The sequence below is a fragment of the Pseudomonas sp. P4_D7 genome (genome assembly GCF_056401755.1).
In genome coordinates, this window is record NZ_JBFUIR010000009.1 from 123,239 (window position 1) to 136,578 (window position 13,340).

The window sequence follows — 13,340 nt, forward strand, 5'->3', positions numbered from 1 at the left end:
CACGTTTGTGCTGACCGGACCGGTGACGATCGCGTCGCCGCACCGCATACTCGCGCACAGTTGGCTATGCTGCTGACAGCATGACGCTGGTTCATTTCTGAGGGATGCTCAATGTTTTACGTGCAACGCGATGCGCAAGGTCTGTTGATTCGCGTGGAAGCCGCGGCCTACGCCGAGGCCACGGAAACGCTGCCGGCCGACAGCCATGAAATCCAGGCCTGGTTCGCCAATGAAGTGGTGGAAACCAGCCTGAAACAGCTCAAGCAGAGCGACTTCGAAATGATTCGGGTACTCGACGACCTGATTCAGGTGCTGACCCAGAAGGGCGTGATCCGCGTCACCGACCTGCCGCCGGCGGCCCAGGCCAAACTGATGGACCGGACCCAGGCGCGTGAGGCGTTGGGCGGGTTGAGCCAGTTGATCGATGAGGATGAGGGCGGGTTGATCTGATCCACCCGGTATCAAAAGCCTACCCTCACGCCAGCCCTCTCCCCGAGGGAGAGGGAGCTGACCGAGGTGTCTGGCGTCATACATCGACCTGAAAAACCGGGTCGATTATGGATTCAGCGCAAATCGTTCACGTCGGCGTACTTCCCGAATATCCCCCAATCAGTCCCCGTGAGGGAGAGGGGCCGACCGAGGCGTCTGGCGCTATACATCGACCAGAGAATTCGAGTCGATTATGGATTCAGCGCAAATCGTTCACGTCAGCGTACTTCCCGAACATCCCCCAATCAGTCCCCGTGAGGGGGAGGGGCCGACCGAGGTGTCTGGCGCCATACATCGACCTGAGAAATCGAGTCGTTTATGGATTCAGCGCAAATCGTTCACGTCGGCGTACTTCCCGAATATCCCCCAATCAGTCCCCGTGAGGGAGAGGGGCCGACCGAGGTGTCTGGCGCTATACATCGACCTGAGAATTCGAATCGATTATGGATTCAGCGGAGCTCTTTCACGTCGGCGTATTACATCAATATCCCACGATCAGTCCCCTCTCCCTCTGGGAGAGGGCTAGGGTGAGGGTGGCTTTTGCAATCTCACCGCCAAGGCCGAGGCTCACCAAACAACTGCCCCTGAACCCCATACAAGCCCATCTCGCGAATCACCGACAACTCCCCTTCCGTCTCGACCCGCTCGGCAATCAGCGGCAGATCAATGCTGTGCGCCGCACGCTGAATCGCCTCGATAAACAGACGCTTGTCACTCTCCTGATCAATCGCACGAATGTAACTGCCATCGATCTTCAAGTACGCCAGCCCCAGCCGCGCCAGGTTGCCGATCATGCTGAAGCGCCCACCAAAGCGTTGCAGGCTCAGAGAGAAACCGAGTTCGCGCAGGCGCCGGGTCAACTGCTCCAGCACCGCTTGTTCGGGCAATTGCTCCTCGCCGATTTCCAGGGTCAAACGCTCGCCCAAGTTGGAATGCGCACGCAGAATCTCGAAGACTTTGTTCAACGCCTGCGGGTCAGCCAGAGTCGCCGAGGACAAATTCAGCGCCAGCGAATCTTCGTGCTCTTTCATTTGCTCCAGCACGCGTTCGAGCATCAGGCGGTCAAGCCGTGCAGTCCAGCCGAAGCGTTCCAGCCACGGCAGGAAGCGCCCGGCCGGGATGGTCTGGCCCTGATCATCGAGCAGGCGCGAGAGCACTTTGTAATGCAGCACCAGCTGCGTGTCTGCGGCGGCGACCACCGGCTGGAAATACAGCTCGAAACGCTGCTGACTCAAGGCCTGATCGAGCAAGCGATGCCAGGCATGGTGATCGTCGCCGACATCCGCCGTCAGGCTCTGATCGATGCACGCCCAATTCTGCTCGCCCTGACCTTCAGCTTGCGCCAGCGCCTGATCGCCGAGCGTCAGTACTTGTTGCGGTGAATCACCGTGGGTGAACGGCGCCAGGCCGATCGACGCCACGGCAGCCACATCGGTCGCCCCGGTGGCGTGCAGACTGCTCAAAGCGCTGTCGAGGTTCTGCGCCAGTTGCAGCGCTTCCTCACGAACCAGCCCCGGCGCCAGCACGGCAAACTCTCCGCCACGAATGCGGGTGACGAGGTTTTGGGTTTCCGGGTATTTGGCGCATTCGCGGGACAGTTGCTCGCCAACTGCTTTCAGCAGTTCATCGGTGCGCTGGCCACCGAGACGCTGATTGAGCCCCGCCAGATCCTTGACCCGCAACAGCAGCAGATAACCGGAACTGGCCTGCTCCGGGTTGCTCACCCGGTTGTGCAACTGCATTTCGAAATAGCGCCGGTTGGCAAGCCCCGTGAGATTGTCCTGATAGGACTCGGCGCGCAGCTTTTCACTGCGCTCGGCCTGCTCCTGAAACAGCGCCTTGAGCTTCTCGACCATCTGGTTCATCGCCTGCACCACACGGCGCAACTCAGGTGTGCGCGGCAGTTCCGGCAGGCTGAGGAATTCGCGACGGGCGATGGCGTGGGACTGCTTGACCATGTAATCCAGCGGCTTCAACTGCCGGCGCAGCAGCAGCGCGCCGAGCACGGCACTGATCGCCCCGCAGATCAGCAGCCAGCCAAGGCTGCCCAACGCGCTCTGCCACAATTTGGCCACAGCAAACATCGGATGGCTGACCACCTCGACTCGCGCCGCCTGCTCCCAGCCACGGCTGACCAGCGCGTCGCCACCGGCCGGCTCCAGGCCGATCAGCTTGACGAACCAGTCCGGCACATTGGTGACGGCCGGAATGCCGTTGCGCTCAACAATCGTCTGGTCAGTCTTCAGATCGACCACGCGGATGCTCGCGTAATAACCGCTGTCGAAAATCGAGCTGACCAGCAACTCGACCATGGCCGGATCGTCGATATTCGGCGTCAGCGACAACGCCAGCGCCGTCGCGGCGTCCTGGGCGTGGGAACGCAACTGGTTGACGTACTGGGTGCGCGAGCTTTCCAGACTGACCATGAAGCTGCCGGTGAAGGCGACCACCAGGAACAGACAGATAGCGATCAACAGCTGTTTGAACAAAGACATCTGAGCGCATGCTCCTAGTTAGTCGTTTCGACCGGGAAACCTTCGGCCTGCATTTTCTTCAACACATCCTGCCAGCGTGACAGGCGTTTGGTGTCACCGACCTTCTTGTTGCCCTTGGCGCCCGGCAGGTACAACCCTTCAGCATTAAAAGAGTAGACCGGCAGCAAATCGGTTCGCTGCGACGCCGGCTGGATCGGATCGATCAGGCTGTCGAGCACCAGCGGCATGGCATCGGGGGTGGCATAGTAAGTCAGGACCATGTGCGCGCGGTTCTGACGCAACGCCTTGACGTAGGTGATACGCAGCTTGTCACTGGAAACCCCAAGATGACGCAAGCTGAAATACTTGGCGATCGCATAGTCTTCGCAGTCGCCGGCGCCCTTCCACAGCGCCTCGATCGGCGTTTCCCAGTAATCGACCTCGTGCCACAGATCGATGTCCTCGACGTAGCGCACCTGTTTGTTGAAGAACAGGTTCACCACTTTGAGCTTTTCCATCTCGCTGACTTGTTTCTGCGTGGCCAACAGATTCTGCCAGGCATCAATGCGCTGCTGCCCGGCACCCAGCGGCCCGTAGAGTGCCGTGGCTTTGCGGCTGATCGTGGAAAAATCCCAATCGGCATGCAGACCGCCCAGCATGACGCCGGCCAGCAGCAGTGCGCAGCCTAGCCAGCGCAGAGTCCGGGGGATCGCGAAACGTACCGCCACAGCAGGTTTCCAGGGGGCAGGAAGGAAAGCGTTTGATGGTGAAGCTTAGCCCGACAAAAAACAATGGCACCATGAGATCATACTCGGCACGCTAAACTTCAGTTGGCACAGCGATGTTTTACAAGGTTTGACAACCCGTAGAGCAATCACTAGTGTCATTTGGATCCAAACCAGGCCGACATACAGGGTGCGTAGTCGTGACACAGAAGCCCAAACCGTTGCACAGCATTAAAGTCGATGGACCGATTCCTGCTCATCTGGCCCGTTCGGTGATCGAAGAAACCCTGCGCTCGGCAATCCTCGACGGTCGTCTGCCCTGTGGCACGGCGCTGCGCCAGCAGGATCTGGCCGACCTTTTCGGTGTCAGCCGCATGCCGGTGCGCGAAGCGTTGCGCCAGCTCGAAGCCCAAGAACTGCTGAGCGTTACTACGCATAAAGGTGCAGTGGTTGCGCCATTGATTCAGGGTGACGCGACCGAAACCTACGAGTTGCGCATCCTGCTCGAATCCGAAGCCATGCGGCAATCGATTCCGCTGCTGACCGCTGCCGACCACGCACGCGCAGCCGGGTACATCGAAGAGCTTGAGGCGCAACACGACTACACGGAAATCGGCCGGCTCAACCGTTTGTTCCACATGGCCCTGTACAGCAAGGCGCCCAACCAACGCTTACTGCGACTGGTTGAAGACGGGCTCAACGAAGAAGAGCGTTTTCTGCGCTTCAACCTTGAGGCCATGGGCCTGGGCAAATTGTCCCAGGACGATCACCGGGCGATGTTGCAAGCCGTGCAGGATCGCGACACTGAGCTGTCGATCAAACTCCTCGAGCAGCACCTCAATCGCGGTGTCGAAGTGATTACCCGTTATCTCGCTACCCCTGCCGCGCAAAACCGCCAAGCTGCGCGCTGAGCGCGCACTGCCCCGCGAATCACCCGCTTACAAATCCCCAAGCGATCCGCCAGCCCTCTGCTGGGCGGATCCACATGTCCGCTCTAACCTCCTTGCGCCGTTCAGTCCGATATTTGCACGTTGCCGCTGATGAATCGGTCATAGCCGTGGCGCAAATTTACCCGCACTCTTGAGCCGCCACCCCATAAAGAACGGGCGACGCGCCGCCCTGCCGGCGCAGTCCCCGCACCAGGAACCTACGGAAGGAGCCTTGCCACGGGAAAAAGGAAGTCATGGCGCGGGGTCACGGCCAACTTCCGCCCCTTTTAAATCATTCAATTCTTATTACTGGAAAGTTGCTTCGAGTGAGGCATTCACTCTTCTTGAGCAATTTTGGCCGTTATTCGCCGAAAGGAGCAACTACGCCCAAATAAAACTTTACCTGAAAGTTTTATTGGAACAACTCAACTTCAAAAAACAGCAAACTTAAAATAATTAAAAATATACTTGTTAAACACTTTGTCGGTGTATTAGCTTTTCTTCGCCAAGTTTGAACTTCACCCTTCACTTCGGCAGCAGCCCAATGCCTGCGGTACAGCAGCAGCGCTTGATGGGCAGACATGAAGCCATGTCAAAGGTATATCGATCCGCACTTACCTATCAGGAAGGAAGGCTGTCGTCCGCCGACAGGAAACAAGTAAGTCGTAGTTTCATTGATTGCGCAGTTGCAGAGCAGTTCCATTTAATATCAACGATAAAGGACATCATGATGCCCACTAAGCACCAACTCGCCCTGAAGAAAGCCGAACTTAGCATTCACCCGATCTTTGCCGAGATCACGTCGTTATCGGTGTTGCGTCGCTTCATGGAAACCCATGTATTTGCCGTGTGGGACTTCATGTCGCTGACCAAACGCCTGCAGCAGGAGCTGACCTGCACCCGACTACCGTGGTTGCCGCCGCGCGATCCTCTCGCCGCCCGACTGATCAACGAGATCGTTCTCGGCGAAGAGTCGGATAATCGCCTGGCCGAAGGGCATTACAGCCATTTTGAGCTGTACCTGGACGCAATGCGCGAAATCGGCGCGAGTACCCAAGCCGTGGAGCGCTTTGTCGCCCTGCAACAGGAAGGCGTGAGCTATGACGTCGCGCTGCAAAGCGTCGAGGTTGATCCGGCCGCCGCGCAGTTTGTCCGCGACACCTTGCGCACCGCCCTGCATGCACCGGGACACAGCGTGGCGGCGGCGTTTCTGCATGGTCGCGAGAGCGTGATCCCGACCATGTTCCAGCGCATTCTTGACGACTGGGGCATCGGTATCGAACAGGCGCCGACCTTTCGCTATTACCTCGAACGGCACATCGAGGTCGACTCCGAAGACCACGGCCCGGCGGCCGAACACCTGCTCGAGCGCCTGGTCGACGGCGACCCGCAACGTGAAGCCGAGGTCTACGCCAGCGCCATTGCCGCCGTGGAAAGCCGTATCGCCTTGTGGGACGGCCTGCGCGTAAGCATGCGCGAGCCGTTGGCAGAGGTGACCCAATGAACGCTGCTGACTATCAATCCTTTGCCGACGCCTGGGAGAATCGCGCGACCATCCGCACCCGTCCGCGACGCGTACTCGAAGACGATGAACGGCTGATCTATCCGCTCAGCCGCCAGCCGCTGGTGCTCAGCGAAACTTTCCTGCGCGAGTGCCCGCAGCAGCGTGATTTCGCCTTGGTGCAGACGCTGTACAAATTCATCAACGACGTGGTGATTTTCGAGACCGAGATCGTCGACAAGACCGCGCGCAGCATCGCCAAGAATCGCTTCGCCGTGGCCTTCCCGTTTGCCTGTCGTTACGACGCGATGACCGTGGTGGTCGACGAGGATTACCACGCCCTCGTGGCGATGGATTTCATGCAGCAAACGGTGGCGATGACCGGCATCGAACCGATTCAGCTCCCCGATGAAATCGAACTGAGCCGGGCGATTCCTGCGGCAGTAGCGCTGGCGCCAGAGCACCTGCGCAGCGCGGTCGAATTAATCTGCGTGGCCATCGCCGAAAACACCGTGACCGGTGATGTCGCGGCGTTCGCACGCGACGACACGGTCAAGCCGTCGATCAAAGGCCTGATGGCCGATCACTTGCTCGATGAAGGTCGCCATTCGAGTTTCTGGGCGCGGATGGTGCGCATCTATTGGCACACCGCCAACGCGGCGGATCGCGAAACCATCGCGCAGATTCTGCCGGTGTTCATCGGCCATTACCTGACCAACGACATCCAGAAATCCTTCGACCTGCGCCTGATCGACGCACTGCCGGTCAGCGAGACCACGCGCCGTTCGCTCAGGGACGAGATGGCCGGGCTGGCATTCCCGATCAATCGCCATCACCCGCTGGTGGGCAACATCGTCAAGTTCTTCCACAACAGCTCGCTGCTCGATGCGCCCTGCGTGCAGCACGCGCTGCGCGACTATCTGGTTTGATGAGGAGGCCGATATGAAACGTCTCGACATTTTGCTGATTGGCACCAGCCAGGCGATGACCGACCTGGCGCAGGAACTGGAACAACACGGTCACTCCTTGCAGCGCAGCGCTGCCGGTGCATCGACGGTGGATCTGATCATCGACGATGGTTTTATCGGCGCCGGCGATTTCTGCTCGATCCCGCACCTGCATCTGCGTTTGGGTGTCGGCGTGCAGAGCCCTGCCGGTTTGCCGACACTCGATTTGCTGTGTTTCCTTGGCTCGTCACTGATCAGCCGCGTACCGATTGGCGATGAGCCGTCCGGCAATGGGCAGGCACTGCGGCAACGGGTGCTGACGCAGGTGGTCGATGAAGTGGCGTTGCTGGTCAGCCGCTTCTCCCGTGATGCTGACTATCTGCAGCTGGCCGCGTCAGTGACTGCGCCGGATTTCGAGAGAATGGAAAACCTGCTGTTCCTCGACAGCCTGGCTTACGTCCATCGCCGCAACGACACGGCCAATCCCGCATTGCTGGAAGAGGCGCAGATCCCGGTGATCGAGCGCCTGCAACGAAGCTTGATCCACCACGCTGAACGCCCGGCGCTGCACATCGCCGAACAGTCGATCAGCTATCGCCAACTGCACGCTCACAGCCGTGCGATTCAACAGCGCTTGCTGCCCTTGCTCGAGCAACAGCCAAAACCGTGGGTGGTCGGCATCTGCCTGCCAAAAAGCCCGGCATTGTTTGCCTCGATTCTAGCGATCCTGGGCAGCGGCGCGGTGTATCTGCCGCTGGAACCGAGTCATCCGTTACAGCGTCAGCAATACATTCTGCAAAACGCTGGCGCGCTGCTGTTGCTGCATGATGGCGAGCATTCGCTCAGCGCATCCATGGCGGGGCTGGACGTCAGCCGCATCGACAGCTCAGAGGCAGATCTCAGTCAACCGCTGATGCGCCGCCGCCCCGAACTTGATGCACCGTGCATGGCGCTCTACACCTCGGGCACCACCGGGCATCCGAAAGGCGTGTTACTCAGTCAGGCCAACCTCGCGCACTTCACCGCGTGGTACGCCGATTACGTGCAATTGCGAGCCGAGAGTCGGGTCTTGCAGTTCTCGTCGCTGAGCTTCGATTCGTCACTGATCGACATCTTCCCGACCCTGCTGGAAGGTGCCGAACTGGTGGTGCCGGACGACACGCAACGACGAGATCCATTGCAACTGGTCGCGTTGATCCGCCGCCGACACCTGACCCACGCATTCCTGCCACCGGCGCTGTTGAGCATCCTGCCGCTGGAGCAACTGGAAGGCGTGCAAGTGATGACCGGCGGCGATGTCTGCGAGCCGTTTGTCATTGAGCAACTCACCCGCCAAGGCACACTGCACAACCTTTACGGCCCGACCGAAGCCACCGTACTGATCACCGCGCGCCAGCTCAAACCGGGCGACAGTAACCGTACCCTCGGGGCACCAATCGCCAACAGCCAAGTGCTGATTCTCGATGACGATTTGCAACCGGTGGCGGAGCACACCGTCGGCGAATTGTTCATCGTCGGCCCCGGTGTTTGCCTCGGTTATCTGAACAATCCGCAGCAGACCGCCGAGCGTTATCTGACCCTGCAATTACCGGACGGCCAAACGCTGCGCGCCTACCGCAGCGGCGACATGGCCAGGTGGGGCGAGCACGGTATCGAACTGTGCGGGCGGCGCGACAATCAGGTAAAAATCCGTGGCTTCCGGGTCGAGCCGGAAGAGATCGAGCGCTGCCTGCGCGAGAGCCAGTTGTACCGGCAAATGGCGGTGGTGATCGACAGTCAGCGGCGCATTCTCGCGTTCCTCGCACAAGCGCAATCGGACACCGCACGCGACGCGCTGAAAGCCCACGCCAGACAGTTTTTGCCGGACTACATGCAACCGGTGGCGTGGACCGAGCTGGCGAGCATGCCGTTCGCCAGCAACGGCAAAGTCGATCGCAAAGCACTGCTGGAACTGCCAGTGAGCGTGCAGGGCAACGCGCCGAAATGCCTGCCGGTGAATGCCGATGAAGCGCTGTTGCTGGAGATCTGGGCGGAGTTGCTGGAGCTGCCGAGCAGCGACATTTCCACCGACGAAAGCTTCTTCAATCTCGGTGGCCACTCGATTCTGCTCTCGCGCATGTTGCTGCGTTTGCGTGAGGAGTTCGGGCGTAGCATTTCGATCAATCGCTTCATCGAACTGCCGACCATCATCAAACTGGCAACGCTGGTACGCGGCACCGATGACAGCGCCGTACTCAGCGCCCAGGCCACGGCCGACGCCGAGCGTGCACTGGAAATCGAGCCACTGCCGATCAGCCGCATGGGTGATGTGCATAAAGTCATCGTCACCGGCGCCAATAGCTTTGTCGGCGTGCACATCGTCGAGGCGCTGCTCGGTTGGGGTGCCAGCGAAGTAGCGTGTCTGGTGCGCGACGGCGGCGGCAAAACGGCGGCGCAACGCTTTGCCGAGTCACTGCGTGAAAACCGCCTGGAGCATCTGGATCTGAGTCGTGTGCGGGTTTACGCGGCGGATATTACGCGTCCGCAGTTGGGCCTGAATGACGACGACTATCAGCGCCTGGATCGCGAGTTCGGCGCACTGGTGCACAACGCCGCTAACGTCAATCACGTACTCGATTACGAGTCGCTGGCGGCGGACAACGTCGAACCGATTTTCGCCCTGCTGCGCTTGTGCGAAGGGCAGAGCAAAAAGGTTTTCAACTTCGTCTCGACGCTGTCGGCTTCCAGCACGGTGGACGATGCTGGACGGGTGCTGGAACTGCCAGCCGCCACGACCCCACCGATCTATATTCGCAACGGCTACAACCTGTCGAAATGGGTCGGCGAACGCATCCTCGAACGGGCGCGGGAGCGCGGCGTCCGGGTCAATCTGTATCGCCCCGGCAATATCAGTTTCAACAGCTTGAGCGGCGTTTGTCAGCCGCACAAAAACCGTTTGATGCTGATGCTCAAAGGCTCGATTCAGCTCGGCCAGGTACCGGCCTTCGCGCTGAATTTTGACCTGATGCCGGTGGACTTTCTCGCCCGCTTCATTGCTTTCCACGCCAGCCGTTATTCGTCCGACCGCGCGGTGTTCAACCTGCATAACCCCGAGCCTTTGAGCTGGGACGCCTACGTCACTTCGTTCCGCGAAACCGGCAGCGAGTTCGCGCTGGTCAGCGTCGCCGACTGGCAGCAGCAACTAAACCGCGTCGATGCCGACAACGCGCTGTTCGGCGTGCTCGGTTTCTACCTCAACGGCTTCGAAGAAGACATCGGCGACATCTCCTTGATTGGCCATGCCAACGCTGAGGCCGGCGTGCATCTGATGGGCGCGCACTACCCGCAGAAATCCCCGGCACTGCTGCGTCGTGGCTGCGATTACCTGAAAGAAATCAACTTCATCTGATCCAACAAAAGGAGCAACACCATGAGCACTCTGCAACCCGATACCCTGATCAAAAACCCGCATGGCTACCACGTAGTGTCTTCGGTAGAAGTGCCGGCAGACGCGGCGCAGGTCTGGGYGGTGGTCGGCGATTTCGGCGGATTCGACCGTTTCATTCCGGCGCTGTCGCACATCGAAACAATCGGCGAGGGTGTGTCCTCGCTGCGCAAGAAATGCTTCAAGGATGGCAACGTGGTAGTCGAGCAACTCAACTCCCGCGATGAGCACGCGCGGAGCATGACCTGGACGACGATTTACAACACGTTGGGGGTGGCGAATCTGTGGGCGGCGATGAATGTCGAATCGCTGGGCGCGGGTAAGTCTCGGGCGACGTGGACGATCATTGCCGAGCCGGCTGCGGGCGGTGAAGAGGCACTGCCAGGGTTCAAGGATTTTGTGCAGGGGTTTGCGGATGATGCGATGGGGAATGTGCTGAAGCTGTTTGTTTAAGGCTTCGGCTTTGCGGTGAATGTCAGACCGCTTTCGCGAGCAGGCTCGCTCCCACATTTTGATTGCATTCCTTCTGTAGGAATGCGGTCAATCTGTGGGAGCGAGCTTGCTCGCGAAGAACGATAACGCGGTCTCCAATCTGAATAATCAGATCTTGAAGCTGTCGACCAATTGCTTCAGACGGTTAGCCTGCTGCGACAACGCATCACAATCCTTCAACGTCTCGTTGAGGTTAGCCACGCTCTGCTGATTCAGCAGGTTGATCTGGTTAACGTCGACGTTGAGGGTTTCCACAACCGCGGTCTGCTCTTCAGTGGCCGCGGCTACAGATTGGTTCATGCCGTCGATTTCACCGATGCGCTGAGTCACGCTGACCAGACGCAAACCGGCCTGATTGGCCACTTCCACGCTCTGCTCGCTGGACACCTGACTGGCGTTCATCGTGGTCACCGCTTCCCGCGAACCAATCTGCAACGACGTGATCATTTTGTGGATCTCTTCCGCCGACTCCTGGGTGCGATGGGCAAGGTTTCGCACCTCGTCCGCCACCACGGCAAAACCACGTCCGGCTTCACCGGCACGCGCCGCTTCGATCGCGGCGTTAAGTGCCAACAGGTTGGTCTGTTGCGAAATCCCTTTGATCACGTCGAGGATGTGGCCGATGTTGTCGGTGCTGGCGTTCAGGGTTTCGATCTGCGTGCACGACAGGCTGATCTTCTGCGACAACTCGGTCATCGCTTGAATCGTCTGCTCGACCACCTGACGCCCGTCATCGGCCTGCTCGCTGGCGCCGCTGGCGTGCTGCGAAGCGTCGGCGGCATTGCGCGCAATTTCCTGCGTGGCGGCACCCAGTTCGTTGATCGCCGCAGCGACGCTGTTGGTGCGCGCGCTTTGCTCGTCAGAACCGACGATCGAGGCGTTGGACGATGCCATCACCCGTTGCGACAAGTCATGCACATGACGGGTGGCGGAAGACACTTCGGAAATCGACGCGTGAATACGCTCAACGAACTGGTTGAACGCGCTGCCCAATTCACCGAACTCGTCTTTGCTCTCGACCACCAGGCGGCGGGTCAGGTCGCCTTCGCCCTGAGCGATATCCTGCATCGCACGGCCCATGGTGGTCAGCGGACGCATCAACACATTGATCAACAGGCTCAGCAGCAAGGCAATGGCCGCCACGGCCACGAACATCGCAATCAGTGCCGAGGTGCGGAATTGGCTGAGTGCTGCGTAGGCCTTGTCGCGGTCGATCGACAGACCGATGTACCACTGCGCATTCGGCAGATCGCTGACCGGGGTAAACGACAGAATACGTTCCTGACCGTTGAGCACCACGTTCTGGTTGCCCTTCTCGATGCGTACGCTGGTGTTTGGGTAGATGTCTTTCAGGTTTTTCATGACCTGATCCTTGTCCGGGCTAACGATCACCTGACCGTCGGCGCTAACCAGGAATGCATGGCCGAGGCCACCGAAGTCCACCGAGTTGATGATCTTCACCAGGGTTTCCAGGCTCAGGTCACCCCCGACGACGCCGAGCAGTTCACCGTTCTTTTTCACCGGCATGGCGATGGTCACCACCAGTCCGCCGACAGCAGCCATGTACGGCGGCGTCAGCATGGTTTTGTCAGCTACCACGGCCTGCTTGTACCAAGGGCGCTGACGCGGGTCATAGCCGTCCGGCATCTTCGCGTCAGGACGCTGGGTGAACACACCGCTGGCTTGACCGACGTAGGTGAACTGGAAGTTCGAGGTGAAGGCCGGTTGATCGACCAGGCCCGGGAAGTCCGCGTCCTTACCCTGATGGGCAACGTTCTGCGCGAGGTTTTCCAGCACCAGGATCCGCCCGCTCATCCAGTTCTGCACGCTGCTGGCGGTCAGATCACCGGCCTGCTGCACGGAAGACTGGAGGTTCTGGCGAATGGTGTTTCGCTGCAGATAGTCGTTGTAGAGGGTGAACAGCGCGAACGCCAGGACCACGACGCCCGAGGCGGCCAACAGGATTTTATGGCTGAACTTGAGATTCATTTCATGGGACTTCTTATGCCAAAAGTGGGGATGCGTTCCGGATGCAACAYTCCATGTACAGTGCAGGCAGCGTTCTACTAGCCGCTCTACTTTGGTGCACGCATGTCTCACCAGTCTGTCGGCACGTGTCGGAGAAATCTTAGGGCCATACAGGAAATGGATGGTATTTCTGCCAGATTCCCGCCCAACGGCGTGCCAGAGCGTTCGCCACGGTGTTTCCGGAGCAACGTTCCGGCGGCAGTTTCAAATCCTGCAACCCTTTTCCTGTGCATAAAAAAGCCAGCCCCCTGATGTCTCAGGGGCTGGCTTTGTCGTTTCTTTATCTGATCCTGAAATGACAAAACCCCCGTCCGCGTTAGCAGACAGGGGT

10 protein-coding genes are annotated in these 13,340 nt (G+C 59.3%); 6 read left to right on the top strand and 4 right to left on the bottom strand.

The window, feature by feature from the left end:
* The first annotated feature begins 111 nt into the window (after positions 1 to 111).
* Positions 112 to 450, top strand: a complete 339-nt coding sequence (locus AC1DVF_RS09135) for a hypothetical protein (RefSeq protein WP_007918987.1) — start codon at positions 112 to 114, stop codon at positions 448 to 450.
* 587 nt (positions 451 to 1,037) lie between these two features.
* Here the strand turns inward: AC1DVF_RS09135 and lapD are convergent.
* Together lapD and lapG are read right to left on the bottom strand one after the other, a co-directional pair.
* On the bottom strand, positions 1,038 to 2,984 hold the full coding sequence (gene lapD, locus AC1DVF_RS09140; protein WP_116256705.1) for a cyclic di-GMP receptor LapD: 1,947 nt from the start codon (positions 2,982 to 2,984) through the stop codon (positions 1,038 to 1,040).
* 14 nt (positions 2,985 to 2,998) lie between these two features.
* Positions 2,999 to 3,691: a cysteine protease LapG gene (gene lapG, locus AC1DVF_RS09145; RefSeq protein WP_095113878.1), complete on the bottom strand. Its 693-nt coding sequence runs from the start codon at positions 3,689 to 3,691 to the stop codon at positions 2,999 to 3,001.
* Positions 3,692 to 3,888: 197 nt separating this feature from the next.
* On the opposite strand from lapG, the gene AC1DVF_RS09150 reads away from it, so the two are divergent.
* Positions 3,889 to 4,599 (top strand): GntR family transcriptional regulator, encoded by a 711-nt coding sequence (locus AC1DVF_RS09150; RefSeq protein ID WP_093442659.1) that lies wholly within the window; start codon positions 3,889 to 3,891, stop codon positions 4,597 to 4,599.
* 430 nt (positions 4,600 to 5,029) lie between these two features.
* On the opposite strand, the gene AC1DVF_RS09155 is transcribed toward AC1DVF_RS09150, so the two are convergent.
* Positions 5,030 to 5,200 (bottom strand): hypothetical protein, encoded by a 171-nt coding sequence (locus AC1DVF_RS09155; RefSeq protein WP_158561687.1) that lies wholly within the window; start codon positions 5,198 to 5,200, stop codon positions 5,030 to 5,032.
* Between the two features lie 144 nt (positions 5,201 to 5,344).
* Between AC1DVF_RS09155 and AC1DVF_RS09160 the strand changes: the two genes are divergently transcribed.
* From AC1DVF_RS09160 to AC1DVF_RS09175, 4 genes are read left to right on the top strand one after another with little or no spacing between them, the layout of a single operon-like run.
* Entirely contained in the window at positions 5,345 to 6,121 is a 777-nt protein-coding gene (locus AC1DVF_RS09160; protein WP_460130484.1) for a DUF3050 domain-containing protein, read from the top strand.
* Positions 6,118 to 7,047 carry a diiron oxygenase gene (locus AC1DVF_RS09165; RefSeq protein ID WP_099757654.1) on the top strand — a complete coding sequence of 310 codons (930 nt, stop codon included), beginning with the start codon at positions 6,118 to 6,120 and terminating at the stop codon, positions 7,045 to 7,047. Before AC1DVF_RS09160 ends, AC1DVF_RS09165 begins: the two co-directional genes overlap by 4 nt.
* Positions 7,048 to 7,060: 13 nt before the next feature.
* Positions 7,061 to 10,453 carry an amino acid adenylation domain-containing protein gene (locus AC1DVF_RS09170; RefSeq protein ID WP_477782349.1) on the top strand — a complete coding sequence of 1,131 codons (3,393 nt, stop codon included), beginning with the start codon at positions 7,061 to 7,063 and terminating at the stop codon, positions 10,451 to 10,453.
* A gap of 21 nt (positions 10,454 to 10,474) precedes the next feature.
* Positions 10,475 to 10,942 carry an SRPBCC family protein gene (locus AC1DVF_RS09175; RefSeq protein ID WP_477782350.1) on the top strand — a complete coding sequence of 156 codons (468 nt, stop codon included), beginning with the start codon at positions 10,475 to 10,477 and terminating at the stop codon, positions 10,940 to 10,942.
* A gap of 147 nt (positions 10,943 to 11,089) precedes the next feature.
* Here AC1DVF_RS09175 and AC1DVF_RS09180 read toward each other — a convergent pair whose 3' ends face one another.
* A complete protein-coding gene (locus AC1DVF_RS09180; protein WP_477782351.1) occupies positions 11,090 to 12,970 on the bottom strand; it encodes a methyl-accepting chemotaxis protein in 1,881 nt (626 codons plus the stop codon).
* Between the last annotated feature and the right edge of the window lie 370 nt (positions 12,971 to 13,340).